Genomic DNA, 26,585 nt, shown 5'->3' on the forward strand with positions numbered 1-26,585 from the left:
CTATTCACATCCTGGCTTTCTGAATAGAACTAGTCAACACCTCCCCGCGCTCACACCCGCGCGTCCCGGATGTTTGGCTGGATGTACACGAAGGCCGACAGGAGGGGAGAGGTCGTGGACCACGACACCGACGGTGAGGCCCGGGAGCGGGCCGCCCGGCGCGACGAGGCGGTACGCGGCGCGGTGGAGCAGGGGCTGCTGGGGCCGGACGCGGCCGTGGTGGGGCTGCTGGACGTCACCGGCATCCGGGAGTCGGCGGCCGCGCTGCGGGCGGCCTTCGACGCGGTCGTGGCGCCGGGGACGCCGGTGCTGCACGCCTTCGCGGTGAAGGCGAGCCCGCTGGTGCCGGTGCTGCGGCTGCTGCACGAGGAGGGCATCGGCGCGGAGGTGGCCAGCCCGGGCGAGCTGGCGCTGGCGCGGGCGGCGGGGCTGCCGCCGGAGAACACGGTGCTCGACTCCCCCGCCAAGACACCGGCCGAACTGCGCGAGGCGCTGGCGCTGGGCGTCGCCGTGAACGCGGACAACCCGCAGGAGCTGGACCGGCTCGACGCGCTGGTCCGGCCGGCGGCCACCCGGTCACCGCTCGGCATCCGGGTCAACCCGCAGATCGGCGGCGGCACCATAGGGGCGACCTCGACCGCGACCGAGACCTCGAAGTTCGGGGTGGCCCTGCGCGACGAGGGGGCCCGCGAGTGGGTCGTCCGGGCGTACGCCGACCGGCCGTGGCTGACCCGGCTGCACGCGCACACCGGCTCCCAGGGCATCCCGCTGTCGCTGCTGGCACGGGGTGTGGCGGAGACGTACGCGCTGGCCGAGGAGATCAACGCGCGGATCGGGCGGCGGCAGATCGACACGCTCGACATCGGCGGAGGGCTGCCGGTCAACTTCGACGCGGAGGCGACCTCGCCGACGTACGCGCAGTACGCGCGCACGCTCAGGGAGGAGGTGCCGGGGCTGTTCGACGGGCGGTACGGGATCGTCACCGAGTTCGGACGGTCGCTGCTGGCCAAGCACGGCACGGTGGTGGCTCGGGTGGAGTACGCGAAGAGCTCCGGCGGGCGGCGGATCGCGGTGACGCACGCGGGTGTGCAGGTGGCCACACGGACGGTGTACGCGCCGGGGGCCTGGCCGCTGCGGATCGCCGCGTACGACGCCAAGGGCCGGCCGAAGCCGGGCCCCGAGGTGACCCAGGACGTGGCGGGCCCGGCCTGCTTCTCGGGCGACCTGCTCGCCGAGGGGCGCGCCCTGCCCCTGCTGGAGCAGGGCGACTACGCGGCGGCGCTGGACACGGGCGCGTACTACTTCGCGCACCACTACGCCTACAACTCCCTGGCCCGGCCCGGGATCTACGGTTTCGCGCCGGACGGCTCCGGGGGCGTCGCCTTCGCGACCGCGCGGGAACCGCAGACGGTGGCGGAGGTCGTGGCCGAGTCCGGAGGGGCGCACGCGTCCGCGCTCACCACCCTGCACGCGTCCGGGAACCGTTGACACACTCCCGCACCTCGTCGAACAAATGGACCAACTGGCGGGCAGCAGCCGTCAATTGACCCACCCTAGTACGCCGGGCGCACGTTCCAACGGAAAATGCCAAAGCCCTCACCCGTCACGCACACGTTGCGTAGTGTCGCTGTCACTCAACCGGAGTACAGGCGGGGAGGGGAACCGGCGTGCCCGGAATCGACGAGTGCCTACTGGATGCGATGCGGCTGCCCGGTGCCCGGGGAGCCGCGCTGGTGGACTGGACGAGCGGACTGGCCCTGGGATCCGTCGGCGAAGCCCCGGGCGGTGACCACGAGACCACCGCAGCCGAGGCCGCCGAACTGGCCAGGCTGGCCGCCGAGCACGGCGCCTTCTCGGCCGGGGACGCCGAGGACGGACGCCCGCCCGTCGAGGACGTGATCATCAGCAACCGCGACAGCTACCACCTGCTGCGGTTCGTGGTCACGTCCTTCGACAGCAGCGTCTTCCTCCACCTGTGGCTGGGCCGCGAGGAGGGCAACCTGGCCCTCGCCCGCATCCGGCTCGGTGAGATGGCCGACCGGCTGGTGCTGGGATGACCATGGTCGGCACGCCTCCGCCGCTGCCGGTGCGGGACAGATCGGCCGGGGCCGACCGGACCGCGGGCGCGCTGTCGCCGATGCTCAGACGGCTCGCCGAGGAGCAGGCCACCGGCGTGCTCGTCCGCGAACACGGCACCCTGTACCTCGCCCGGGGCCGGGTCGTGCACGCCGAGAGTCCCCTCGCACCCGGCCTGAACGTCCTGCTCACCGCCCACGGCACCCTCGCGGCGGCCGCGTGGCAGCGGGCGGCCGATCGGGCCGGCGGCACTGCGGGCGCCGCCCTGCTGCTGCTCGACGCCGGACTGCTGCCCTCGGGCGCGCTGGAACTGTGCCATCTGGATGCGCTGTACGACGCCGGGTACTTCGCCCTGGCGCCGAGCAGCACCCCCGGCCGGTTCCGGTACGACGGCACGCCCCGTATCGGCCCGCTGCCCTCGGTCCCGGTCATCGCGCTGGAGCGCGAGACACTGCGCCGCCGGCTGCTGCTGCACCGGCTGTGGCCGGACCCGGCGGCCGACAGCGCCCCGCTGACCCGCGCCGACCCGGCCGCGGGGACGCAGGTCACACCGCGCCGGCGGGCCGTCCTGGACCGGGTGGACGGTGTCCGCACGGCCCCGGAGATCGCCCGTGACCTGGGCAGACAGGCATTCCACACGCTGGTGGACGTACGCCGGCTCGCGGCGGCCGGACTCATCCGGCCGGTGCCCACGGCACCCGACCCGCCGCCGCTCCCGCCGGCTCCCCCGCTCACGGTCACCGACCCCGACATCGCGCTGCTGAAGAGGCTCAGGGATGCGCTGGAGGCGCTTTGAACGGCACCACCCCGCCGCCGAGAGGAGAGAGCTGATGGTGCCCGAACAGGACCTGGAGACCGTGCTGGACGAGCTGCGCCGACTGCGCACCCGCGTCCCGCAGCTCACCGGCGCCCTCGCGGCCGGCGTCGACGGACTCGTCGTCGCCCACGACACACCCGGCATCGACCCGGAGGGCCTGGCGGCGCTCACCGCGGCAGCCCTCGGCGTGGCCGTGCGGGTCGCCGACGCCACCGGCAACGGCGGCTTCCGGGAGCTGCTGGTGCGCGGCGAGCGCGGCTACGTCGCCACCTACGCGGCAGGCCGCACCGCCGTGCTGACCCTGCTCACCCAGGACCGGGTGAACGTCGGCCGGCTCCACCTGGAGGGCCGCCGGTCCGGCGCCCGCATCGGGGAGCTGCTCGACGCCGCCGAGGCCGCCGCCCGGGCCGCGGCGCCCGCCGCACGGCCCGCCAGAACCACACCCGCACGTACTCGCACCGCGCGCGCGCCACGCACCACGGCCACCGAAGCGCGCACCGCAACCGACAACTGAGAGGACCACCATGGCCAACACCGAGACCGCCCTGAAAGAGGCCCTGACCTCCATCGAGGGCGCCACCGGCGTCGCACTCGTCGACTACACCAGCGGCATGGCGCTGGGCACGATGGGCGGCAACAAGACCTTCGACCTCAACGTGGCCGCCGCGGGCAACACGGACGTGATCCGCGCCAAGATGCGCACGATGGAGATGCTGGGCCTCAAGGCCGAGATCGACGACATCCTGATCACGCTGACGGACCAGTACCACCTGATCCGCCTGCTCAAGGGCCGCGGCGGGAACGGCCTGTTCCTCTACCTCGTCCTGGAGCAGAACCGGGCCAACCTGGCGATGGCCCGGCACCAGCTCAAGAGGATCGAGGAGGAGCTGGAGGTCTAGGACCTCTCGACGTCAGACCAGTGCCGCGGTACGGCGGCGGGACCCGCCGGGGGTCGCGTCGCCGGCCGCGACGCCCGTGGCGCGCAGGCCCTTCACGGCCTTGCCCACCGGGCCGCCGCCCCGCGGGTCGAGCCAGTCGACCCGCACCCACAGCAGCGTCTGTCCGGCCCGCTCCCGGCGCCCCAGCCACGCGGCCTTCAGCCTGAGCCCGGTGCCGGCCCCGGCCAGCAGCATGCCCCCGGCCGCGGGCACCGCGAACGAACCGCCGAGCGCCACCGCGAACGCCAGCAGCAGCCACCACCGGTGTCCCCGGCGCCAGTTGCGCACGGTCACCGCCCGGTCCTGCAGTACGTCGTACTTGCCCGCCCGGGCGGCACCGCGGGCGAGAGCGGCGTACCGCTTCCCGCGCACCAGTGCCACGACGGCCGCGGCAACGAGGAAGAGCGCGGCCCCCGCCGTCACCCCGATCCGGCGCCCGGTCACCCCGGGCGGCAGTACCCCGATACCGGCGGCCACCACCCCGAACCACCACAGCGGTGCGGCACCCGCCCTTACGACGACGGCCACCCGGGCCAGTCCCTGCCCTCCGCGCGCCACGTCAGCCTCCCGTGTCACGTCTGCGTCTCCACCCAGCACCTGGGTCCGGGCACGACGCTAACGGCAGAACGTGAGACGAGTCTGAGAGCGCGTCGGGTCACTCCACGAACAGCCCCCGGGCGGCGGCGTTCGCGTCGAACTGCTCCAACCGGGCCTGCGCGTCCGGCAGATCGTCGCACAGCGCCTCCAGCAGCACCCGCCCGAGCAGCATCGGCGCGCACGCGGTGTCGAAGGCGAGCCCGGTGCCGACCGCGGCGGGCAGCAGCAGGTCGGAGTGACGGGCGACGGGCGCGAACGCGGAGTCGGCGACCGAGACGACGGTCAGCCCCGCCTCCTGGGCGTAGGCGAGGGTGTCGACCACCTCGCGCGGATGCCGGGGCAGCGCGAAGCACAGCAGGGCCGTGGCGCCGGCGCGGACGGCCGCGTCGATGCGGTCCTGGATCATCGTGCCGCCCTCGTTGAGCAGCCGGACGTCCGGGTGGACCTTGGCGGCGAAGTACGCGAAGCCGTACGCCTGGGAAGCGGCGGCGCGCAGCCCGAGCACCGGCAGCGGGCGCGAGGCGGCCAGGATCCGGCCGGCCTTCTGCACCGGCCGGGGGTCGGCGAGCAGCTCCGCGAGGTGTCTCAGGTTCTCGATCTCGGCCTCGACGGCCTGCTGGTACTCGTTGTACGAGCCCGATCCGGCGGCGGCCTGCTCGGCGGGCACGACCTCGCGCAGGTGCCTGCGCAGGGCGGGGTAGCCGTCGAAGCCGAGGGCGACCGCGAACCGGGTCACGGAAGGCTGGCTGACCCCGGCCAGTTCGGCCAGTTCCACGCTGGACAGGAAGGGGACGTCGGCGGCCCGCCGCACCATGCTGTGCGCGATGCGGCGCTGGGTCGGCGTGAGCCGGTGCCCCTCGAAGAGCGCCTGCAGACGGGTCGCCGGGGTGTCCGTCACGCCCGTGCTCCGGTCGACGCTCATGCTGTGCTCCCCCTCCGGATGTGAACCCATGACCTATTCAGACATCTAGAACTCTGCATGAGCCTATACAGCCGGGCAAGGCCCGTCTCGGGATCCGGCCGGCCCGAGCCTCCCGGGTGCCGAAGAGGGGGGTTTACCCCAGTGCGCGGGGCACCGGCGCTCCTTACCGTGAAGCGCATGAGCGCACTGGACTCGCGGGACACCGACCTCAAGAAAGACCTGGACGCCACCGTACGGGCGCGCGGGGAGCTGGGCGAGGAGTACGACTCCGCGCTCGTGGACTCCTTCCTGGAGAAGGTCGAGCAGCGGATCGACGACACGGTGGACCGCCGGGTGCGGCGGCACCTGGCCGAGCGGCGGATGGACGACGCGCGCGGCCCCCGGCGGCCCGGACCGGCCGGCTCGTGGGCGGACCGCTTCGGTCTCGCGATCGTGTCGCTGGTGCTGGCCGTCCCGCTGTCCGCGATCTCCGGCGCCCTCGCCGGGGTGACCGGGATCGTGGCCACCTGGCTCGGGATCGTCGGTGTGAACGTGGCCCAGGCGGCGCGCCACAACCGAGCTGATCGCCGGCCGGCGTGATTCCGGGCGGTCCGCCCGCGACGACTGAGGCCCGGCGAAAAAGGAGGCCCGGCGAAGAACCGAGAACCGAGACCCGGGGAAGGGTTCTGCGCGGGGACCGCCGCACCCCCGTTTCCGGGGGGCGGGACGACGGCGGTCCCCGCGCGGGACGCGGGCCGGGTCAGGACCGGGCTTGCGCGCCCTGGGCGTCCATGGAGGTCCGGGAGCCGCTCCGGATGTCCTTGGCGCCGCACGGCGCCGGCCTGGGCGGGGAGCCTCCCCCAGTGCTCAACGCCTGGGAGGTACCCCCATCGCCCTGCCGACACCCCTAATGTGCCGGACCCGTGTTAAGCGGGTGCTGCGCGCACGTGACACGCTCGTACCAGTTGCGGAACGGACCGACCGGCCCAAGTCACCCGCGGTTCGCCGCCGTTGCCGGCGGTTCACCGCGGGTTCGGCTACTTGTTGCCGCCCTTGGCCAGGAAGGCCAGCAGGTCCTGCCGGCTGACCACTCCGGTCGGCTTGCCCTCGACCAGGACGATCGCGGCGTCCGCGGAGCCCAGCACCGACATCAGGTCGCCGACCGGCTCGCCGGAGCCGACCTGGGGCAGCGGGGCGCTCATGTGCTTCTCCAGCGGGTCCTCCAGCGAGGCCCGCTTGGAGAACAGGGCGTCCAGCAGTTCGCGTTCCACCACGGAACCGACGACCTCGGCGGCCATCACGTCCGGGTGACCGGCGCCCGGCTTGACGACCGGCATCTGCGAGACGCCGTACTCGCGCAGCACCTCGATGGCCTCGCCGACGGTCTCCTCGGGGTGCATGTGCACCAGGGACGGGATGGTGCCGGCCACCTTGTCCTGCAGGACGTCGCCGACGCGGGCGCTGGGGCCCTCGTCCTCGAGGAAGCCGTAGTCGGCCATCCACTCGTCGTTGAAGATCTTCGAGAGGTAGCCGCGGCCGCTGTCCGGGAGGAGGACGACCACGACGTCGTCCGGGCCGAGCCGTTCGGCGACGCGCAGCGCGGCGACGACGGCCATGCCGCAGGAGCCGCCGACCAGCAGGCCCTCCTCCTTGGCCAGGCGGCGGGTCATCTGGAAGGCGTCCTTGTCGGAGACGGCCACGATCTCGTCGGCCACGGTCCGGTCGTACGCGGTCGGCCAGAAGTCCTCGCCGACGCCCTCGATCAGGTACGGCCGGCCGGAGCCGCCGGAGTACACCGAGCCCTCGGGGTCGGCGCCGATGACCTTGACCGCGCCGTCGGAGGCGTCCTTCAGGTAGCGGCCGGTGCCGGAGATGGTGCCGCCGGTACCGACGCCCGCCACGAAGTGGGTGATCTTCCCCTCGGTCTGCTCCCACAGCTCGGGGCCGGTCGAGTGATAGTGCGAGAGCGGGTTGTTGGGGTTGGAGTACTGGTCGGGCTTCCAGGCGCCGGGGGTCTCGCGGACGAGGCGGTCGGAGACGTTGTAGTACGAGTCCGGGTGCTCGGGGTCCACGGCGGTCGGGCAGACCACGACCTCGGCGCCGTAGGCCCGCAGCACGTTGATCTTGTCGGTGGAGACCTTGTCAGGGCAGACGAAGATGCACTTGTAGCCCTTCTGCTGGGCCACGATGGCCAGGCCCACGCCGGTGTTGCCGCTGGTCGGCTCGACGATCGTGCCGCCCGGCTTCAGCTCCCCGCTCTGCTCGGCCGCCTCGATCATGCGCAGGGCGATGCGGTCCTTCACGGAACCGCCCGGGTTGAAGTACTCCACCTTGGCCAGGACGGTCGCCTGGATGCCCTTGGTCACGTTGTTGAGCCGCACCAGCGGGGTGTTGCCGACGAGGCTGATCATCGAGTCGTGGAATCGCACCGTTGTCTCCGGTTGCTTGCAAAAACATTGGTCGTAGTGGTTCCGCCAGCCTACGGCCCCGGAAGTGGCCTCGGCCGGGCGTTCACTCCCCGTTGAGATTGACACACGGACTGTACGGGGCAAGGAGTGGGTGTACGGCTACGAGGAGGTGGCGGCGACGCATGACGAGCATGTCGAGGGCGAGAGTGGCCCGGCGCATCGCGGCCGGAGCGGCCTACGGCGGCGGCGGGGTGGGGCTCGTCGGGGCGGCGGCGGTCGGCCTGCTGCTGGCGGAGATGCAACTGGCCCGGCGCCATGTGGGCAACGGCAGCACGGGCCGGGTGCCGGTGGCCGACGGGGTGTACGGCCACGCGTACGACATCCCCGGCGAGCCTCCGCTGCGGCTGGCCCTGCTCGGCGACTCCACGGCCGCGGGGCAGGGCGTGCACCGGGCGGGCCAGACGCCGGGGGCGCTGCTGGCGTCGGGGCTGGCCGCGGTGGCGGAGCGGCCGGTGGAGCTGCGGAACGTGGCGTCGCCGGGCGCCCAGTCGAACGACCTGGACCGGCAGGTGGCGCTCGTCCTGTCGGCCGCCGATCCCGTCCCGGACGTCTGCGTGATCATGATCGGCGCGAACGACGTGACCCACCGGATGCCGCCGACGCGGTCGGTACGGCACCTGTCGGCGGCGGTACGCCGGCTGCGCACGGCCGGCGCCGAGGTGGTCGTCGGCACGTGCCCCGACCTCGGGACCATCGAGCCGGTGCAGCAGCCGCTGCGGTGGCTGGCCCGCCGGACCTCGCGGCAGCTGGCGGCGGCGCAGACGATCGGGGCGGTGGAACAGGGCGGACGGACGGTGTCGCTGGGCGACCTGCTGGGCCCGGAGTTCGAGGCGAACCCCCGGGAGCTGTTCGGTCCCGACAACTACCACCCCTCGGCAGAGGGCTATGCGACGGCGGCGATGGCGGTCCTGCCGACGGTCTGCGCGGCGCTCGGTCTGTGGCCGGCCGAGGAAGAACGGCCGGACGCGTCCCGGCGCGAGGGCTTCCTCCCGGTGGCCCGGGCGGCCGCGGAGGCCGCCTCCGAGCCGGGCACCGAGGTCACGGCGGCCATGCCCACCGGCCCCCGGGGCCCCTGGGCCCTCCTGAAGCGCCGCCGCCGGCGCCGTGTGAGCGAGGCGGAACCGGCCCGCCCCACGGCATGACGGAGGCCGGGGGCGCAGCCCTCGGCCTTACGGAGCCCTGTCGGCGAACCGCCGACGACCCAAGCAAGCGCTTAGTAAATTGCGGCCAGTGTCACACCGCGACACCGGTGACCTGAACCATACGGCCGGGTAACTTCCCAACCGGCCCTGCCCAACTCCGTCCTCTGGAGCCGTGATGCCCGAAGCCGTCATCGTCTCGACCGCCCGCTCCCCCATCGGCCGCGCCTTCAAGGGCTCCCTCAAGGACCTGCGCCCGGACGACCTGACCGCCACGATCATCCAGGCGGCGCTGGCCAAGGTCCCCGAGCTGGACCCCAGGGACATCGACGACCTGATGCTCGGCTGTGGTCTGCCGGGCGGCGAGCAGGGCAACAACCTCGGCCGCATCGTGGCCGTGCAGATGGGCATGGACCACCTGCCCGGCTGCACGGTCACCCGCTACTGCTCCTCCTCGCTGCAGACCAGCCGCATGGCCCTGCACGCCATCAAGGCCGGCGAGGGCGACGTCTTCATCTCGGCCGGCGTCGAGATGGTGTCCCGCTTCACCAAGGGCAACTCCGACAGCCTCCCGGACACGCACAACCCGCTCTTCGCCGAGGCCGAGGCCCGCACCGCCGCCGTGGCCGCGCAGGAGGGCACCACCTGGCACGACCCGCGTGAGGACGGCCTGGTCCCGGACGCCTACATCGCGATGGGCCAGACCGCGGAGAACCTCGCCCGCTGGAAGGGCGTGACCCGCCAGGACATGGACGAGTTCGGCGTCCGCTCGCAGAACCTGGCCGAAGAGGCCATCAAGAACGGCTTCTGGGAGCGCGAGATCACCCCGGTGACCCTGCCGGACGGCACGGTCGTCGCCAAGGACGACGGCCCGCGCGCCGGCGTCACCTTGGAGGGCGTGCAGGGCCTCAAGCCGGTGTTCCGCCCGGACGGGCTCGTCACTGCCGCCAACTGCTGCCCGCTCAACGACGGCGCCGCCGCGGTCGTCATCATGTCCGACACCAAGGCGCGCGAGCTCGGCCTCACCCCGCTCGCCCGCATCGTCTCCACCGGCGTCTCCGGCCTCTCCCCGGAGATCATGGGCCTCGGCCCGGTCGAGGCGTCCCAGCAGGCGCTGCGCCGCGCGGGCCTCACCGTCGACGACATCGACCTGGTGGAGATCAACGAGGCCTTCGCCGCCCAGGTGATCCCCTCCTACCGCGACCTCGGCATCGACCTGGACAAGGTGAACGTCAACGGCGGCGCGATCGCCGTCGGCCACCCCTTCGGCATGACCGGCGCGCGCATCACCGGCACGCTGATCAACTCGCTCCAGTTCCACGACAAGCAGTTCGGCCTGGAGACGATGTGCGTCGGCGGCGGCCAGGGCATGGCGATGGTCATCGAGCGCCTGAGCTGACGCACCCCCGGTAGCGGGCACGGCACCCTACGTCAGGCGGTGGCCCAGAACCCGGGAAAGCCCCGGGTTCTGGGCCGTTTTGTGATCCAATCTCCCTCAGGATGTGACCTATGTCCCTCACAGGGGCGTCCTTGCAGGTCAGCGCTGTCGGCCGGGGAACGACGCCAAGAAAGTCCTGTCCGTTTCGTGACGTTACGCACTGACAGCTGGTCAGTCCGCCCTTCAAGCTGATGTAGGAAGTCGGGGGTCGACTTTGAACCTGGGAGTACGTCAGTGAGCGCCATGCCCTTCGCCCTGCTGCTCACCACGGCCGCCACGGGCGCCGTGGGCGTCGCCGTCCTGCGGACCGTTCTGAAGCTGCGCCGCCAGCTCAGCCAGCTGCAGGCACAGCTCGCCGAGAACCAGGCCTCCGCCAGGCGTGCGCTGCTGCCCGCCGCCCGCGCCGCCGACGCGGACGAGATACGCGCGGCCGTGGCCGAGGCGCTGGCCGAGGAGCGGGAGCGGGAACTGGCCGAGGCCCGCGCGTTCTGGGCCGCACAGGAGGCCCGGGACGCCTCCGACGCGCCGTCCCTGCTGAACCTTTCCGAGAACGACCTGTTCCTGCCCCGGCAGGCCGATTTCGCGGGCCTGGACTCACTGGAGCCGGTCGCCGAGCCGGCCACGGAGACCGAGGAGTTCTCCGGGGGCGAGTCCCCCGAACTGGCCGCGGCCCGCCGCCGTCACCCCTCGCACCCCGACTTCGTGCCCGTACAGTCGCCGGTGGTGAACGACCATGAGCGCACGGTGACCGCCCTGGAGCAGCTTGCCGCCGACCAGGTCGAGCTGGCCGACGTCCGGCCCGGGCCCCTGGGCACCCTGGACGTCTACGTCTTCGCCGACGGCACCACCCTGTGCATGACCCCCGGGCACCGGGAGACGGCGGAGCGGCTGGCCGCGGCCGTGCGGGAGGGCGACACGCCGTACCTGCTCGGCGGCTCGGGCATCTCCGGCGCCTACACGCTGACGTTCGCGTGCGGCGGCGACATGGTCTACATCCTGGCAGACCGGGTCATCGCGTCCCTGTGACGGCGGCGGAAGCCCGTGCCGGTGCCTCAGACGCCGGCCCGCTTGCGTGCCTCCTCCACCAGCGCGACCGCCTCGCCGACCTCGTCGTCGGTGCGCAGCACCAGCGACAAGTCGTGCGCGGCCACGAGAATTTGGTCGGCGGCGGCGAACATTCCCGCGTCCGGCATCTCCCGTGGCTCGGCGGCCGGCTCCTCCACGCGCTGCGCCCACTGGGCCAACTCGTTGGCCAGGGCCAGCGCCTCCGCCGCGGCTCCCCGCTGGAGCCGGCTCTGCGGAGCCGCCCGCAACCGGTCGGCGAAGTGATCCACTGCTCGGGTCAAGGGCGTCGTATCAACCACGGGCTGAGCGTAACGCGCCGCACTGTTGCCAATACGCGAACGCTCAGGCACGGTGACGTGAAGGACCGGCTTACATCCCCTTTGCACCGGAGGCGCCGATGTCCCAACTCTTCTCCGAGGAGACCCACCGCAACCTGCTCGCCCGCATCCCCCATTGCACCGGTCGTGAAGTCTCCGACTGGCTGCGCACCGTCGAAGAAGGCCCCGCGCTGTTCCGCTTCGAGGAGAAGGTCAGCTGGCTCCGGCACGAGTACGACCTCGCGTACGGCCACGCCAAGGCGATCATCCATGAGTACGACCTGAGGAGGGCCGCCCGCAAGCTGCTCTAGCACGCGCGGCGACCCGGCCACGGCAAAGGGCCCCTGCGATCCGCCTTCGACGGATCCGGGGCCCTTTCCCACGACTTCACCCGAGCGGCGGCCCGGTCGCGGGCCGGTCGCGCTAGTCGTTGCTGCTGAAGATCGCCACCAGCCGCAGCATCTCGACGTAGATCCACACCAGGGTGAGGGTGAGGCCGAACGCGGCGAGCCAGGACTCGCTGCGCGGGGCGCCGTAGGCGATGCCGTCCTCGATCTGCTTGAAGTCCAGAGTGAGGAAGAAGGCGCCGAGCACGATGGCGATGATGCCGACGATCGCGCCGAGCGGGCCGAAGCTGCGCAGTCCGCCGTCCTCGGCCACACCGAACGCGACCAGAAGCAGGTTGACCACCATCACCAGGATGAAGGCCATGGCGATGGCCATGCCGATGCGGGCGTAGCGGGCCGTGACGCGGACCCAGCCGGCCTTGTAGACGAGCAGGGTCGCGGCCGAGACGGCCATGGTGCCGAGCACCGCCTGGAAGGGCGCACCGCTCCAGCGGCTGTTGTACATCTCGCTGATGACGCCCAGGAAGACGCCCTCGAAGGCCGCGTAGCCCAGGATCAGCGCGGGCGACGGCGTGCGCTTGAAGCTCTGCACCAGCGCCAGGACCATCGCGACGATGGCGGCACCGAAGGCCAGGCCGTAGCTGGTCGCGGAGACCGGCAGCAGGATCCAGGCCAGGGCGGCGCCGACGGCGACCGTGCCGAGCGTGAGGGCCGAACGCATGACGACGTCGTCCATCGTCATCCGGCCGGTGGTGGCCGGGGCCTGCGGCGGGGCACCTTGCTGAAGGTCCTGCTGAGCGTAGGGGTTCTGCGCGTACGGGTTCTGCGCGTACGGGTTGCCCTGCGCGTACCCGGCCTGCGCTGCGGTGTTGAAGCCGGCGTAGCCGTTGTCGCGGCTGAACCCCCGTCGCGAGAAGACCGGGTTACTGCTCCTCATTTCACTCCTCCATGGCCACTGTGCGCGGCCTTGGCTCAAGAGTAATGGATTGGCAAAAGAACGGCCGTACTACTTGAGAGGGATCTTTCCCCTGCGGTGTTGCCCAACACGCCACGCGAACCCCTGATTCCCCCTGTGGAACCGCTCACTCCAGCGGGAAGCCGGTGTAGGCCTCGGCCAGATCGGTCTCGGCCGCGCGGGAGGAGGTGACGCGTTCCAGCCGGGCCCGCTGGAGGCGGGCGTCGAAGGCGGTCGCGTCGGGGGCGCTGTGCAGCATGGTCGTCATGTCGTACGAGAACCGCTCGGCCTGCCAGATCCGGCGCAGGCAGCTGGCGGAGTAGGCGTCGAGGAGTTCCGGCGACCCGGTCCGCCGTTCGTGGACGAGCGCCCGGGCGAACGTCACGACGTCACCGACGGCGAGGTTCAGCCCCTTGGCGCCGGTCGGCGGCACGATGTGGGCGGCGTCACCGGCCAGGAAGAGCCGGCCGTGGCGCATCGGCTCGTGCACGAAGGACCGCATGGGGGTGACCGACTTCTGTGTGATCGGACCGCGCTCCAGCTTCCAGCCGTCGTCGGTCTCCAGGCGCCGGTCCAGTTCGGCCCAGATCTCCTCGTCGCCCCACTGTCCGGCCTCGGTGCCGGCGGGCACCTGGAGATAGAGACGGGAGACGGAGGGCGAGCGCATGGACAACAGGGCGAAGCCGCGGTCGTGCCGGGCGTAGACGAGTTCGTCGTGCGAGGGCGCGACGTCGGCGAGGACGCCGAGCCAGGCGTACGGGTAGGTCCGCTCGAACACCCGGGAGGCGGTGGGGAAGGCCTTTCGGGCCACGCCCCAGAAGCCGTCGCATCCGACGACGTAGTCGCACTCCAGGACGTCCTCGCTCCCTTGGTGCCGGAACGGCACCCGCGGCCGGCCGCCGTCCGCGCCCTCGACGGCCAGCGCCTCCGCCTCGAACAGCAGCGGGCCGCCTTCGGCCAGTTGGAGGGCGATGAGGTCCTTGCAAATCTCCGTCTGGGCGTAGACCGTCACGGACCGCCCGCCGGTGAGGCCGGGGAAGTCGACGCGGTGCCGGCGCCGGTCGAAGCGGAGTTCGATCCCGTCGTGCCGCAGACCCTCGCGGTCCATCCGCTCACCGGCGCCGGCCTCCCGCAGTACGTCCACGGTGCCCTGCTCCAGGATCCCGGCCCGCTGCCGCTGCTCGACGTAGGCCCGGTCCCGGCTCTCCAGGACGACCGAGTCGACGCCGGCGCGGTGCAGCAGCCGCGCCAGAAGCAGCCCGGCCGGACCGGCTCCGATGATCCCGACGGTGGTGCGCATCGGTCGCCCCTTTTCTCTGCCCACTCTTGTTCGCGTGGTGAAGTTTCTTTCACTCTTGCGAGGCGAGTCTCCGGCCGCGCACATACCGCTGTCAACGGTCACGGGGCAGAAGGCCCGGGAAACAAGGGAGCGGGCCGGAAAAGAGGGGGTTGGTGCCCGGAGCCGGACTTGAACCGGCACGCCCGCGAAGGGGCAGCGAGGTTTAAGCTCGCCGTGTCTGCATTCCACCATCCGGGCAGGCCATGGGCACCGCTGCGAGGCTCCGAGCCTATCGGGGCGCATCCCTCGGACAGGCGAAGGGATGACCCGATGTTGTCTTATTTTATTGATGTCTGAGGGTGCATCAGCACTCGGAACTCGCCATCCGCACTTGCCACCAGCGTGACGGGGCGTGGGTGGGCGCGTACGCGGAATGACGGAATTTCACCTACCGAACGAGGGCGCTCGTCCTGTTCCGGCCACCGCGCGGGTCGGGGTCGCCCGTCCTCCCCAGGTATGACACGGGCCCGCTCCGTCCGACCGGAGTCGCCCCCCGGAACCGGAACAGCGGCTGACTACACGCGCGCCGGCGGCCGGGACGATGGATCAGTCCCCGAAACAGACGTCGTCCCGACAGGAGCACCCTCCCGTGACCACCACACCCACCGCCGGCCGGACCACGGCCGTGGCCGCACGCGCCACCGAGCTGTCGAAGATCTACGGGCAGGGCGAGACCCGGGTGGTCGCCCTGGACCAGGTCTCGGTCGACTTCCGGCAGGCGGAGTTCACCGCGATCATGGGACCGTCCGGTTCCGGCAAGTCCACACTGATGCACTGCGTGGCGGGTCTGGACACCTTCTCCTCCGGGTCCGTGCGGATCGGCGAGACCGAGCTGGGCTCCCTGAAGGACAAGCAGCTCACCAGGCTCCGCCGGGACAAGATCGGCTTCATCTTCCAGGCGTTCAACCTGCTGCCGACGCTGACCGCGCTGGAGAACATCACCCTGCCGATGGACATCGCGGGCCGGAAGGCCGACAAGGCGTGGCTGGACCGGGTCATCCAGATGGTCGGGCTGTCCGACCGGCTCGGCCACCGGCCTTCGCAGCTCTCCGGCGGTCAGCAGCAGCGCGTCGCCGTCGCCCGGGCGCTCGCCTCCAAGCCGGAGATCATCTTCGGTGACGAGCCGACCGGAAACCTCGACTCGCGCTCCGGCGCCGAGGTACTGGGCTTCCTGCGCAACTCGGTGCGCGAACTGGGCCAGACGGTGGTCATGGTGACCCACGACCCGGTGGCGGCGGCGTACGCGGACCGCGTGGTCTTCCTGGCCGACGGCCGGATCGTGGACGAGATCCACGGCCCCACGGCCGACTCCGTCCTCGATCTGATGAAGCAGTTCGACGCGAAGGGCCGTACCAGCTGATGTTCCGCACCGCCCTGCGCAACGTGTCCGCGCACAAGGCCCGGCTCCTGATGACCGTGCTCGCCGTCATGCTCGGCGTGGCCTTCGTGTCCGGGACCCTCGTCTTCACCAACACCATCTCCGACGCCTACCAGAAGAGCTCCGCCAAGGGCTTCGACCAGGTCGACGTCGCCGTACGGCCCGAGTACCAGGACTCCGAGGGAGACCGGGTCGGCAAGACCCCCGAACTGACCCAGGCCCTGCTCGACCGGGCTGCCGGGACGCCCGGCGCCGCCTCCGCGACCGGTGTCGTCACCGGGTTCACCGCGATCGCCGGCAAGGACGGCAAACTGCTCGGCGACGGCTGGCAGTCCGAGGGCGGCAACTACTGGGGCACCAAGGACGCCCGCTACCCCCTGGTCGCCGGACACGCGCCCAGCGGCCGGGGCGAGGTGCTGATCGACGCCAGAACCGCCGAGCGGGCCGGCTACAAGGTCGGCGACACCGTCCGGCTCTCGGTGGACGGTCCCGTCCTCACTCCGCGCATCAGCGGCATCTTCAGCACCGACGACGGCAACGTGGCCGCCGGCGGCAGCCTCGCCCTGTTCGACACGCCCACCGCGCAGGCCCTGTTCGGCAAGAAGGGCACGTTCGACGAGATCGACGTGAAGGCGAAGGCGGGAACCGGCCAGAGCGCGCTCAAGACGGCCCTGGACGAGGCCCTGCCGTCACGCCTGGTGGAGACCACCACCGGCAAGCGGCTCGCCGACGACCAGGCCGAGATGATCTCCGCCTCGATGAGCGGCCTGAAGCAGGGGCTGCTGGTGTTCGCCGGCATCGCCCTGTTCGTCGGCACGTTCATCATCGCCAACACCTTCACCATGCTGGTCGCCCAGCGCACCAGGGAACTGGCCCTGCTGCGGGCGGTCGGCGCCTCCCGCCGGCAGGTCACCCGCTCGGTGCTGATCGAGGCGCTGGTGGTCGGCACGGTCGCCGGGGCGACCGGTCTGGCCGCCGGTGTCGGCATCGGCGCGGGCCTGCGGTCGCTGCTGGGCTCGTTCGGCGCGAGCATGCCCGACGGGCCGCTGGTGATCACACCGGGCACCGTGCTGACCGCCCTCGCCGTCGGCATCGTCATCACCGTCCTGGCCGCCTGGCTGCCGGGCCGCCGCGCGGCGAAGATCCCGCCGGTGGCGGCGATGAGCAGCGTGCACGCCAAGGCGACCACCAAGTCGCTGGTGCTGCGCAACACGCTCGGCGCGCTGTTCTCGGCGGCCGGCGTCACGGTGGTCCTCGCGGCCACGACGATGGACACCGACTCCGCCCAGGGCCCGATGGGGCTCGGCGCGGTCCTGCTCATCATCGGCGTGTTCATCCTGACCCCGCTGCTGTCCCGCCCGCTGATCGCGGCCGCCGCGCCCGTGCTGCGCGTGTTCGGTGTCTCGGGCAAGCTGGCCCGCCAGAACTCGGTGCGCAACCCGCGCCGTACGGCGGCCACGGCGTCCGCGCTGATGATCGGCCTGACACTGATCACCGGCATGACGGTGATGGCGGGCAGCCTGCAGACGTCGATCGACCGGATGGCCAGTTCGGCGATCCGCGCGGACTACGTCGTGTCGATGGCCAACCGCGGCCCGCTCTCCCCGGACGTCGCGCGCAGGCTCGCCGGCGCCGACGGCGTCACCGCCAGCAGCCCGCTGCGCAACGGGGCGTCCCGGATCGGCGGCGAGACGGAGTACCTGACCGGCGTCGACGGCTCCGCGATCGGCAAGCTGACGGACCTGAAGGTGGACGACGGCTCCTTCACCGTGGGCGGCTCACGGATCGTCGTGGACAAGGACCGGGCCCAGGAGCACGGCTGGCGGGTCGGCTCCCGGTTCACCGCGCACTTCGAGGACGGCGCGGCGCGCGGCCTCACGGTCGCCGGGATCTACGAGGGCAACGACATGCTCAACGGGATCATGCTCGACAACAAGGTCCTCACCCCGCACCTGACCGACCCGGCCGACATGCAGGTGATGGTCAAAACCGAGGGCGGCGCCTCCGGCGGCGCGAAGGACGGGCTGGAGAAGGCCCTCGGCTCCAACCCGGCGATCCTGGTCCAGGACAAGAAGGACATCTCCAACGACATCGCGAAGATGTTCACGCTGATGCTGAACATGGTCTACGGCCTGCTCGGCATGGCGGTGATCGTCGCGGTCCTCGGCGTCATCAACACCCTGGCCATGTCGGTCTTCGAGCGCTCCCAGGAGATCGGCATGCTGCGCGCGATCGGCCTGGACCGCAGGTCGGTCAAGCGGATGGTCCGCCTGGAGTCGCTGGTGATCTCCCTGTTCGGCGGGGTGCTCGGCATCGGTCTCGGTGTCTTCTTCGGCTGGGCGGCCGGAGAGCTGCTGGGCACGAAGATGCCGACGTACGAACTGGTCCTGCCCTGGGGCCGGATGGCGCTCTTCCTGCTGCTGGCCGGGGTGGTCGGGGTGCTGGCCGCCCTGTGGCCGGCCCGGCGCGCGGCACGGCTGAACATGCTGGCGGCGATCAAGAGCGAGTAGCCGCACGGACGACCGGGGCCCCGTTCCGCGTACCGGAACGGGGCCCCTCGCCGTGTCCCGGCGCGTCAGGTGTTCCAGGTGCGGGTGCGCAGGGGCAGCCCGGAGGCGCCCGAGTCGGGGGTGCGGACGGCCAGGACCTGGTTGACGCCGATGCGGTTGCGTTCGAAGGCGAGCGCGCAGGCCGCCATGTACAGCAGCCAGACGCGGGTCCGGCCGGGGCTGGTGAGGCGCATCGCGCGGTCCCGGCCGGCCTCCAACCGGGTGACCCACTGGCGCAGGGTGCGGGCGTAGTGCTCGCGGATCGACTCCACGTCCCGGACCTCGAAACCGGCCCGTTCGAGCTGGGTGACGGTGGTGCCGAGCGGGGCGAGTTCGCCGTCGGGGAAGACGTAGGCGTCGATGAACGCGTCGACCTCGTACGTGGATTCGTCGCGCTGCGGGCGGCGGGCGATCTGGTGGTTGAGCAGCCGCCCGCCGGGCTTCAGCAGGGCGTACAGGGCGCTCGCGTACTCCAGGTAGCGCTCGGCGCCGACGTGTTCGGCCATGCCGATGGAGGAGATCGCGTCGTAGGGGCCGTCCGTGACGTCCCGGTAGTCCTGGACGCGGATCTCCACGCGGTCGGTCAGCCCCTCGTCCGCGACGCGCTTGCGGGCGTACGCCGCCTGCTCCTGGGAGAGGGTGACGCCGACGACGCGCACGCCGTGCTCGCGGGCCGCGTGTACGGCCATCGAGCCCCAGCCGCAGCCGACGTCCAGCAGCCGCTGCCCCTGCGTCAGGCCGAGCTTGGCGCAGACGAGTTCGAGCTTGTCCCGCTGGGCGGACTCCAGGGTGCCGCCGTCCTGCCAGTAGGCGCACGAGTAGACCATCGACGGGCCGAGGACGAGTTCGTAGAAGTCGTTGCCGACGTCGTAGTGGTGGCTGATGGCCCGCCGGTCGCTGTGCCGGGTGTGCAGGTGGCGGCGTCTGCGGACCTCCTCGCGGGGCGGGGCTGGCGGGATCGGCGGCCCGGCGAGCCTCAGCAGCTCGCGCCCGGCGGCCCGCACCTCGGGGTCGCGCAGCGCCTCGACGAGACCGCGGGCGTCCTCGTCGCGTTCCCACACCAGCCCCGCGATGACCGCGAGGACTTCGTAGAGGTCGCCCTCGATGTCCAGGTCTCCGGAGACCCAGGCCCGGGCCAGGCCCAACTCACCGGGCTTGAACAGCAGTCGGCGCAGGGCCCGGCGGTTGCGGACGACGAGGGCCGGGGCGTCCGGTGGGCCGGACCGCGAACCGTCCCAGGCGCGGATCCGCACCGGTAGCGGTGCTCCCAGCAGTTGCTCGGCGAGATTCCTCAGCCGCGACGCGGCGTCGGCCATGGCGCACACCTCCAAGACGACGATCCCGGATGTCCGATACCACGAAAACACCGGGAGGCCTCCGGCGCAGTCCCGCAAAGGAGTTACAGGTGGGTGAACTCCCCCTTCCGGAAGCGCGCCGGAACGCCGGAAGACCTCCCGCACCACGGATGGCGGGAGGTCTTCCGGATGGTCGCGGCACCGGTTCGGCGACCGGTGGCGCGACCGTGGGTCAGGAGGCCTTGGCCTTCTCGCCGGTCTTGCCGGCGGCGGCGACCGGGGCCGGCTTGGCGGCCTCGTAGAACTCCTCGCGCGGGTTCTCCATGGCGCCCAGGGAGACGACCTCGCGCTTGAGGAACATGCCGAGGGTCCAGTCGGCGAAGACGCGGATCTTGCGGTTCCAGGTCGGCATCGCCATGCCGTGGTAGCCACGGTGCATGTACCAGGCGAGACGGCCCTTGAGCTTGATCTTCATCTTGCCCATGACGATCATCGCCACGCCCTTGTGCAGGCCGAGACCGGCCACCGCACCCTTGTTGGCGTGCTCGTACTCCTTCTGCGGGAAGCCCCGCAGACCGGAGATCACGTTGTCGCCGAGGGCACGGGCCTGGCGCAGCGCGTGCTGGGCGTTCGGCGGGCACCAGGCGTTCTCGTTGCCGGCCTTGCGGCCGACGAGGTCCGGGACCTGGGCGTTGTCGCCGGCGGCCCAGATGTAGTCGGTGCCCTTGACCTGGAGCGTGGGCTCGCAGTCGACGTGTCCGCGCGGGCCGAGGGGCAGGCCGAAGCGGGCGAGGGCCGGGTTCGGCTTGACGCCGGCGGTCCAGACGATCGTGTTGGAGTCGACCTCGAGGCCGTTCTTCAGCACGACGTGGCCGTCGACGCAGGAGTCCATCGAGGTGGAGAGGTAGATCTCCACGCCGCGGCTCTCCAGGTGCTCCTTGCCGTACTGGCCGAGCTTGGGGCCGACCTCGGGGAGGATCTTGTCGGCGGCGTCCACGAGGACGAACCGCATGTCCTCGCGGGAGACGTTCTTGTAGTACTTGGCCGCGTCCCGGGCCATGTCCTCGACCTCGCCGATGGTCTCCGCGCCCGCGAAGCCACCGCCGATGAAGACGAAGGTGAGCGCCTTGCGGCGGATCTCCTCGTCGGTCGTGGAGTCGGCCTTGTCCAGCTGCTCCAGGACGTGGTTGCGCAGGCCGATGGACTCCTCGATGCCCTTCATGCCGATGCCCTGCTCGGCGAGGCCGGGGATCGGGAAGGTGCGGGAGACCGCGCCCATCGCGATGACCAGGTAGTCGAAGGGCAGCTCGTACGCCTCGCCCACGAGGGGGGCGATCGTGGCGACCTTGCGGTCCTGGTCGATGGTGGTGACCCGGCCGGTGAGGACCTCCGCCTTCGGCAGCACGCGTCGCAGCGGGACGACGACGTGGCGAGGGGAGATGCTGCCGGCGGCGGCTTCGGGGAGGAAGGGCTGGTAGGTCATGTACGACCGGGGGTCGACGACCGTGACGGTCGCCTCGCCGTAGCGCATCTTCTTGAGGATGCGCCGAGCTGCGTACAGGCCTACGTACCCACCGCCTACTACGAGGATCCTGGGACGCTCCGTGGTGCTCATGGCATCGAGTATCCACCCGGCTCAGGGGGGCTGCTCGTGCGCCCCTTCACAAGCTCCGGCATGCCCTGTGCTAAACTCCGCGGCCCGCGTGACGCAGGTCATGTCGCGAACCCGGAACCGCGGGGCGGTCTGACCCGTTGTCAAGGCCGCGTGAGCTGCCTCTCTGTCGATTCAGGGCGTCCGTGAGGAACCGGAAACGTCCTCGGAGCCTCCCCCTCGAGCCTCTCGTGCAGCCACCGTCTGAACATGTTCAAACGGCAGACGAACCCCCGGAAGGGCCAACCGGCCCTGTTTCCCGGCCGAACGGGACGGAATTCCTTGTGAAGAAGTTCACGAACTTTCCCGACGGGGTGTCGCCGGAGGCACCGAACGGCTCGCTCACACGTTATCCGAGCTGCTCAACAGAGGCTACTCATCAGTAGCATGCGGACGGAAGAAGCCCCCGGGGGCGGGGTGTTGGCCGGGGACGCCGGCGGCCCGGGCCGTCGGCGTCCGCTTGCCGGCAGACGCGGGATGGTTTTCTTCAGCACCACCCGTTACGGCGTCATGCTCTCCGCCGCGCTGAAGGCGATGCCGTCGAGGATGTCGTGCTCACTGACGACGACCTCCTCGGCCCCGGTCCGCTCCATGATCGCGAGCAGTACGAGGGCGCCCGCGCCGATCACGTCGACCCGGCCCGGGTGCATGGAGGGGATCGCCGCGCGCTCGGCGTGCGTGGAGTGCAGCAGCTCGTCCGTGATCTCGCGGACGCGCTCCAAGGTGACCCGGGAGTGGTGGATGCGCGCGGAGTCGTACTCGGGCAGCTCCTGGGCGATCGCCGACACGGTGGTGACCGAGCCGGCGAGGCCGACCAGGGTGCGTGCCTCGCGCAGCGGGACCGTCCGCTCGGCGAGGTCGAGGGCGGCCTCGACGTCCGCCCGTATGGCCGCGATCCGCTCTTCGGTGGGCGGGTCGGTGACCTTGCCCTCGTGCACCAGGTGCCGTTCGGTCATCCGCACGCAGCCGACGTCCACGGACCGCGCGGCCCGTACGTGGTCGTCGCCGACGACGAACTCGGTGGAGCCGCCGCCGATGTCCACGACGAGGTAGGGGCGGGGCAGGTCGTCGCGGCCCCGGAGCTCGTTGGTCGCGCCGGTGAAGGAGAACTCGGCCTCCTGCTCGCCGGTGATGACCTCGGGCTCGACGCCGAGGATGTCCACGACACCGCGCACGAAGTCGTCCCGGTTCTCCGCGTCCCGGGAGGCGGAGGTGGCCACGAAGCGGATCCTCTCCGCGCCGTGCTCCTTGATGACCTCGGCGTACTCGCGGCAGGCGGCGAAGGTGCGCTCCAACGCCTCGGGGGCGAGCCGGCCGGTGCGGTCGACGCCCTGGCCGAGCCGCACGATCGTCATCCGCCGGTCCAGTTCGACGAGTTCACCGGTCACGGGATCGGCGTCGGCGACCAGCAGGCGGATGGAGTTCGTACCGCAGTCGACGGCGGCCACGCGGGTCACTTCTCGTCCTCCCCGGCCGGCTCGCACGGCGTCACGCACGGTCCCTTGCTCCACCACTCGGGGAGCATCGCGATGGCCTCGTCGCCGAGCGGGTTGACGCCCGGTCCGGCGGCCAGCGAGTGGGCCACCAGCACGTGCAGGCACTTCACCCGGTCCGGCATGCCGCCGGCGCTCGGGAAGCCCGCCAGCACCTCGATCTCGTCCCGGCGCCGGATGTAGTCCTCGTGGGCGGCCCGGTAGGCGGCGGCCAGCTCGGGGTCGGTCCCCAGCCGCTCGGTCATCTCCTTCATGACGCCGTCCGCCTCCAGCGTGCCGATCGCCGAGTTGGCGCGCGGGCACGTCAGGTAGTACGTCGTCGGGAAGGGCGTGCCGTCGGGCAGCCGGGGCGCCGTCTCCACGACGTCCGGCTGACCACAGGGGCAGCGGTGCGCGATGGCCCGCAGGCCCCGCGGCGGGCGGCCCAGCTGCTGCTTGAAGGCCTCGACGTCCGCGTCGGTGGGCTCGGTGCGCGGAGTGGGCGGCGGAGGCGTTTCCATGACTGCTTTCAGGGTGGCTTTCTGTCGGTGGCCGGCCCGCGGGCCGGTTACTGGTGGCGGCCGGTGGCCGGCCGGGGTCCGGTCACTGGTCGGAGGCGTCCGCCTTGTCGACCCCGTCCCAGACGTTCGCGTACCAGGGCCGGCGGGCGGCCCCGAGGTCCGCGCGGGACTGCTTGGCCTCGCCCGGGTCGACGACGACGTAGCCGGTCTCGCCGGGCATCACATAGTGCAGCCGGCGCCGGATCTGCTGCTCGGCGTAGGCGTCGTCCTGCCAGCGCGCCTTGAGGTCACGCAGCTGCTCGACGCGCTGCCGGGCCTGCCCCCGCTCCCGCTGGAGGTCGGAGATCTCGGCGCGCTGGGAGACGTACTGCCGCATCGGGTAGGCGAGGGCGACGATCAGCGAGCACAGCACCAGTGCCAGCAGGGCCGCGCGGCCGGTGAGCCGGGAGCGGCGGGCCTGCCGTTTGGTCTGGGAGCGGTAGACCCTGGCCGCGGTCTGCTCGCCGAGCGCGCGCAGCCTGGTGGCGGTGGAGAAACGGTCCCGGTCCTTGACGGCCATCTGGCTCTCCGCCTCCCCTTCCACGTGCGTACGTCCCCGCACACGGTACGGGACCGGGTACGGGGACGTACGTACGACTGGCTGATATCCGGGTCGTCCCGTTCGGATCGGCCCGGCGGAGGTCAGCCCTTGGAGACCTCGGTGTGGCCGCGGAAGCGCGGGAAGGCGCTGCGGCCGGCGTACACCGCGGCGTCGTCGAGGATCTCCTCGATGCGCAGCAGCTGGTTGTACTTGGCGACGCGCTCGGAGCGGGCCGGGGCGCCGGTCTTGATCTGGCCGCAGTTGGTGGCGACGGCCAGGTCGGCGATGGTGACGTCCTCGGTCTCACCGGAGCGGTGGGACATCATGCACTTGAAGCCGTTGCGCTGGGCCAGCTCGACGGCGTCCAGGGTCTCGGTGAGCGAGCCGATCTGGTTCACCTTGACCAGCAGGGCGTTGGCGGCACCCTCGTCGATGCCGCGGGCGAGGCGCTCGGGGTTGGTGACGAACAGGTCGTCGCCGACGAGCTGGACCTTGTCGCCGAGCTTGTCGGTGATGATCTTCCAGCCGGCCCAGTCGTCCTCGAACAGCGGGTCCTCGATGGAGACGAGCGGGTAGGCCGCGACGAGCTCCTCGTAGTACTCCGTCATCTCGGCGGCGGAGCGGTCCTTGCCCTCGAAGAGGTACTTGCCGTCCTTGTAGAACTCGGAGGCGGCGACGTCGAGCGCGAGGGCGATCTGCTCGCCGGGCGCGTAGCCGGCTTCCTTGATGGCCTCGAGGATGAGGTCGAGGGCCTCGCGGTTGGAGCCGAGGTTCGGGGCGAACCCGCCCTCGTCGCCGAGGCCGGTGGACAGGCCCTTGCTCTTCAGGACCTTCTTCAGCGTGTGGTAGACCTCGGTGCCCCAGCGCAGGGCCTCGGAGAAGGACTCCGCGCCGATCGGAGCGATCATGAACTCCTGGATGTCCACGTTGGAGTCGGCGTGCGAGCCGCCGTTCAGGATGTTCATCATCGGCACCGGCAGCAGGTGCGCGTTCGGGCCGCCCAGGTAGCGGAACAGCGGCAGGTCGCTGGCCTCGGAGGCGGCGTGCGCGACGGCGAGGGAGACGCCGAGGATGGCGTTGGCGCCGAGCGAGCCCTTGTTGTCGGTGGCGTCCAGGTCGAACATGGCCTGGTCGATCAGGCGCTGCTCGGTGGCGTCGTAGCCGACCAGCTCCGGGCCGATCTGCTCGATGACGGCGAGGACGGCCTTCTCGACGCCCTTGCCCTGGTAGCGGTTGGGGTCGCCGTCACGGAGCTCGATGGCCTCGAAGGCACCGGTGGAGGCACCGGACGGCACGGCGGCACGACCCGTGCTGCCGTCGTCGAGGCCGACCTCGACCTCGACCGTGGGGTTGCCTCGGGAGTCCAGGATTTCCCGGGCTACGACGACGTCGATGGACGGCACGAGCATCTCCTTCATGGATGTGACGCTGGAAGTGCGGGGCGGGGTGCCTTTCGGCTCTGCCTTGCGACTAGAGCCTAACCGTCCAAGGGGCGTCGGCCACCGACCGACCGTCCCGTGGACAGAGAGACGGTACCCATTGTTCCTGTCCGGAACAAAGCGGTTCGGTGAGGTTCCGCGAACCAATGGGGGAAGGGGGCGGGAAAAAACACAGCCCCGCCCCGGTGCGTACGGGGGAACACGCACCGGGGCGGGGAGCCCGTGGGGGACGGGAGGAATGGCCCTCACGAGGCCTTCAGCTTGGGGGACGGCCTTGTGAGGGCACTGTGGTTCCGGTCGGAGCCAGGCGTCACTTCAGGTGCAGCTGCTGGCCCGGGTAGATGAGGTCGGCGTCCTGGACGATGTCCTTGTTCAGCTTGAAGAGCTTCTGCCAGCCGCCGTCGACCTTGTGCTTCTCGGCGATGGTGCCGAGGGTGTCGCCCTTGACCACCTTGTACTCGCCGTCGCCCTTCTTGACCTTCTTACCGGTCGGGGTGGTGACGGTCTTCTTCGCGCTCGCGGCCGGACGCTCGCTGGAACGGGAGGCGGCCTGCTGGTCGCCGGCGCGGGTGGCGGTGCTGCCCGAGGAGGTGCTCTTGGAGGAGCCGCTCGGGGCGGAGCCGCTGTAGGGGGTGCTCGACAGGCCCTTGCCGCACACCGGCCAGGCGCCCTTGCCCTGGGCGGCGAGGACCTTCTCGGCGACGGCTATCTGCTGGGCCTTGGAGGCCTGGTTGGCCTGGCCGGCGTACTGCGTGCCGCCGTAGGCGGCCCAGGTGGAGGCGGAGAACTGCAGACCGCCGTAGTAGCCGTTGCCGGTGTTGATGGACCAGTTGCCACCGGACTCGCACTGGGCGACCGCGTCCCACTCGGAGGTGGTGGCGGCGGAGGCGTTGCCGGCCGCCATCAGCGGGGCGGCGACGGCGGCGCCGGTAACACCGGCGAGCGCGATGGCACGGGTGGCCTTGGACGGACGACGGTGCTTGCCCTTGCTGGAGAACAGCATGGATGGATCCCCTCACCGACGCCTGCGAGGTGAGCTGTCGGGTTCGGGCCGGTTGAGTTGCCCGGCCGCGGGCCCGCTTTCACGGGCCGCGGCTCCACCCCTAGCCGGTTCCAGCGCGACCGCTGGTTCCGGCACTTACCTTGGGTCCCCCGCTCCTGCCTACGGCGCTTTACGCGACGACTGTTCCCGGGCGGCCGCTGGCAGGATTCGGCGTTGCGACAGCCGGGGCTCGTGGTGACGAGCGGTCACGACCGTAGACACGCGATCGAGGGAATTTCAAAGACGATCAGGGCTTCTGAG

25 protein-coding genes, 1 tRNA gene and 1 riboswitch are annotated in these 26,585 nt (G+C 71.4%); of the genes, 12 read left to right on the plus strand and 14 right to left on the minus strand.

Annotated features, from left to right (window positions below; translation table 11 throughout):
* Positions 1–81 precede the first annotated feature (81 nt).
* The 5 genes from AB0924_RS10300 (at position 82) to AB0924_RS10320 (ending at position 3,792) form a co-directional block, all read left to right on the plus strand.
* The gene (locus tag AB0924_RS10300; protein ID WP_358928914.1) at positions 82–1,488 is read left to right on the plus strand and encodes a diaminopimelate decarboxylase; all 1,407 of its coding nucleotides are present in this window, start codon (positions 82–84) and stop codon (positions 1,486–1,488) included.
* A gap of 179 nt (positions 1,489–1,667) precedes the next feature.
* Positions 1,668–2,057, plus strand: coding sequence for a hypothetical protein (locus tag AB0924_RS10305; protein ID WP_358928912.1), 390 nt, complete (start codon positions 1,668–1,670; stop codon positions 2,055–2,057).
* On the plus strand, positions 2,054–2,872 hold the full coding sequence (locus tag AB0924_RS10310; protein WP_358928910.1) for a transcriptional regulator: 819 nt from the start codon (positions 2,054–2,056) through the stop codon (positions 2,870–2,872). Before AB0924_RS10305 ends, AB0924_RS10310 begins: the two co-directional genes overlap by 4 nt.
* A gap of 34 nt (positions 2,873–2,906) precedes the next feature.
* Positions 2,907–3,407, plus strand: coding sequence for a roadblock/LC7 domain-containing protein (locus AB0924_RS10315; protein WP_358928908.1), 501 nt, complete (start codon positions 2,907–2,909; stop codon positions 3,405–3,407).
* A gap of 10 nt (positions 3,408–3,417) precedes the next feature.
* Positions 3,418–3,792, plus strand: coding sequence for a hypothetical protein (locus AB0924_RS10320; protein ID WP_358928906.1), 375 nt, complete (start codon positions 3,418–3,420; stop codon positions 3,790–3,792).
* A 12-nt stretch (positions 3,793–3,804) separates the two neighbouring features.
* Here the strand turns inward: AB0924_RS10320 and AB0924_RS10325 are convergent, their stop codons facing one another.
* Both AB0924_RS10325 and AB0924_RS10330 read right to left on the minus strand, forming a co-directional pair.
* Positions 3,805–4,389: a hypothetical protein gene (locus AB0924_RS10325; RefSeq protein WP_358929024.1), complete on the minus strand. Its 585-nt coding sequence runs from the start codon at positions 4,387–4,389 to the stop codon at positions 3,805–3,807.
* A gap of 97 nt (positions 4,390–4,486) precedes the next feature.
* Positions 4,487–5,350, minus strand: a complete 864-nt coding sequence (locus AB0924_RS10330) for a MurR/RpiR family transcriptional regulator (protein ID WP_358928904.1) — start codon at positions 5,348–5,350, stop codon at positions 4,487–4,489.
* Between the two features lie 177 nt (positions 5,351–5,527).
* Between AB0924_RS10330 and AB0924_RS10335 the strand changes: the two genes are divergently transcribed.
* Positions 5,528–5,929: a hypothetical protein gene (locus AB0924_RS10335; protein WP_358928902.1), complete on the plus strand. Its 402-nt coding sequence runs from the start codon at positions 5,528–5,530 to the stop codon at positions 5,927–5,929.
* Between the two features lie 437 nt (positions 5,930–6,366).
* Here AB0924_RS10335 and AB0924_RS10340 read toward each other — a convergent pair whose 3' ends face one another.
* The gene (locus tag AB0924_RS10340; RefSeq protein WP_359551958.1) at positions 6,367–7,758 is read right to left on the minus strand and encodes a cystathionine beta-synthase; all 1,392 of its coding nucleotides are present in this window, start codon (positions 7,756–7,758) and stop codon (positions 6,367–6,369) included.
* A 161-nt stretch (positions 7,759–7,919) separates the two neighbouring features.
* Here AB0924_RS10340 and AB0924_RS10345 point away from each other — a divergent pair, with 161 nt between their 5' ends.
* The 3 genes from AB0924_RS10345 to AB0924_RS10355 all read left to right on the plus strand — a co-directional run bounded on the left by AB0924_RS10345 (position 7,920) and on the right by AB0924_RS10355 (position 11,400).
* Positions 7,920–8,939: an SGNH/GDSL hydrolase family protein gene (locus AB0924_RS10345; RefSeq protein WP_366911140.1), complete on the plus strand. Its 1,020-nt coding sequence runs from the start codon at positions 7,920–7,922 to the stop codon at positions 8,937–8,939.
* A 175-nt stretch (positions 8,940–9,114) separates the two neighbouring features.
* Complete coding sequence (locus AB0924_RS10350) at positions 9,115–10,335, plus strand: acetyl-CoA C-acetyltransferase (protein WP_358928896.1); 1,221 nt, start codon at positions 9,115–9,117, stop codon at positions 10,333–10,335.
* 273 nt (positions 10,336–10,608) lie between these two features.
* Entirely contained in the window at positions 10,609–11,400 is a 792-nt protein-coding gene (locus tag AB0924_RS10355; protein ID WP_366911141.1) for a hypothetical protein, read from the plus strand.
* Between the two features lie 26 nt (positions 11,401–11,426).
* Here the strand turns inward: AB0924_RS10355 and AB0924_RS10360 are convergent, their stop codons facing one another.
* Positions 11,427–11,738, minus strand: a complete 312-nt coding sequence (locus tag AB0924_RS10360) for a hypothetical protein (RefSeq protein WP_358928892.1) — start codon at positions 11,736–11,738, stop codon at positions 11,427–11,429.
* A gap of 98 nt (positions 11,739–11,836) precedes the next feature.
* Between AB0924_RS10360 and AB0924_RS10365 the strand changes: the two genes are divergently transcribed.
* Positions 11,837–12,067: a DUF4287 domain-containing protein gene (locus AB0924_RS10365; RefSeq protein ID WP_031173022.1), complete on the plus strand. Its 231-nt coding sequence runs from the start codon at positions 11,837–11,839 to the stop codon at positions 12,065–12,067.
* Between the two features lie 112 nt (positions 12,068–12,179).
* Here AB0924_RS10365 and AB0924_RS10370 read toward each other — a convergent pair whose 3' ends face one another.
* The 3 genes from AB0924_RS10370 to AB0924_RS10380 form a co-directional block, all read right to left on the minus strand.
* Positions 12,180–13,040 carry a Bax inhibitor-1/YccA family protein gene (locus AB0924_RS10370; RefSeq protein WP_358928890.1) on the minus strand — a complete coding sequence of 287 codons (861 nt, stop codon included), beginning with the start codon at positions 13,038–13,040 and terminating at the stop codon, positions 12,180–12,182.
* 145 nt (positions 13,041–13,185) lie between these two features.
* Positions 13,186–14,358, minus strand: coding sequence for a 4-hydroxybenzoate 3-monooxygenase (locus AB0924_RS10375; protein ID WP_358928888.1), 1,173 nt, complete (start codon positions 14,356–14,358; stop codon positions 13,186–13,188).
* Positions 14,359–14,508: 150 nt separating this feature from the next.
* A tRNA-Leu gene (locus AB0924_RS10380) sits at positions 14,509–14,595 on the minus strand.
* A gap of 391 nt (positions 14,596–14,986) precedes the next feature.
* Between AB0924_RS10380 and AB0924_RS10385 the strand changes: the two genes are divergently transcribed.
* Positions 14,987–15,757 carry an ABC transporter ATP-binding protein gene (locus AB0924_RS10385; protein WP_358928886.1) on the plus strand — a complete coding sequence of 257 codons (771 nt, stop codon included), beginning with the start codon at positions 14,987–14,989 and terminating at the stop codon, positions 15,755–15,757.
* Positions 15,757–18,285 (plus strand): FtsX-like permease family protein, encoded by a 2,529-nt coding sequence (locus AB0924_RS10390; protein WP_366911142.1) that lies wholly within the window; start codon positions 15,757–15,759, stop codon positions 18,283–18,285. Before AB0924_RS10385 ends, AB0924_RS10390 begins: the two co-directional genes overlap by 1 nt.
* Before the next feature lie 65 nt (positions 18,286–18,350).
* Here the strand turns inward: AB0924_RS10390 and AB0924_RS10395 are convergent, their stop codons facing one another.
* The 7 genes from AB0924_RS10395 to AB0924_RS10425 form a co-directional block, all read right to left on the minus strand.
* Positions 18,351–19,640, minus strand: coding sequence for a cyclopropane-fatty-acyl-phospholipid synthase family protein (locus tag AB0924_RS10395; RefSeq protein WP_358928882.1), 1,290 nt, complete (start codon positions 19,638–19,640; stop codon positions 18,351–18,353).
* A 211-nt stretch (positions 19,641–19,851) separates the two neighbouring features.
* Entirely contained in the window at positions 19,852–21,234 is a 1,383-nt protein-coding gene (locus tag AB0924_RS10400) for an NAD(P)/FAD-dependent oxidoreductase (RefSeq protein WP_358928880.1), read from the minus strand.
* 536 nt (positions 21,235–21,770) lie between these two features.
* On the minus strand, positions 21,771–22,727 hold the full coding sequence (locus tag AB0924_RS10405; protein WP_366911143.1) for a Ppx/GppA phosphatase family protein: 957 nt from the start codon (positions 22,725–22,727) through the stop codon (positions 21,771–21,773).
* Complete coding sequence (locus AB0924_RS10410; RefSeq protein ID WP_358928876.1) at positions 22,724–23,263, minus strand: DUF501 domain-containing protein; 540 nt, start codon at positions 23,261–23,263, stop codon at positions 22,724–22,726. Before AB0924_RS10410 ends, AB0924_RS10405 begins: the two co-directional genes overlap by 4 nt.
* 82 nt (positions 23,264–23,345) lie before the next feature.
* Entirely contained in the window at positions 23,346–23,822 is a 477-nt protein-coding gene (locus AB0924_RS10415) for a septum formation initiator family protein (RefSeq protein ID WP_358928874.1), read from the minus strand.
* 122 nt (positions 23,823–23,944) lie between these two features.
* On the minus strand, positions 23,945–25,252 hold the full coding sequence (eno, locus tag AB0924_RS10420) for a phosphopyruvate hydratase (protein ID WP_358929022.1): 1,308 nt from the start codon (positions 25,250–25,252) through the stop codon (positions 23,945–23,947).
* A 340-nt stretch (positions 25,253–25,592) separates the two neighbouring features.
* Complete coding sequence (locus AB0924_RS10425) at positions 25,593–26,285, minus strand: transglycosylase family protein (protein ID WP_358928872.1); 693 nt, start codon at positions 26,283–26,285, stop codon at positions 25,593–25,595.
* A gap of 4 nt (positions 26,286–26,289) precedes the next feature.
* Positions 26,290–26,462, minus strand: a riboswitch (cyclic di-AMP (ydaO/yuaA leader).
* Between the last annotated feature and the right edge of the window lie 123 nt (positions 26,463–26,585).

This window comes from Streptomyces sp. NPDC047869 (assembly GCF_040704065.1).
Classification (GTDB): domain Bacteria; phylum Actinomycetota; class Actinomycetes; order Streptomycetales; family Streptomycetaceae; genus Streptomyces.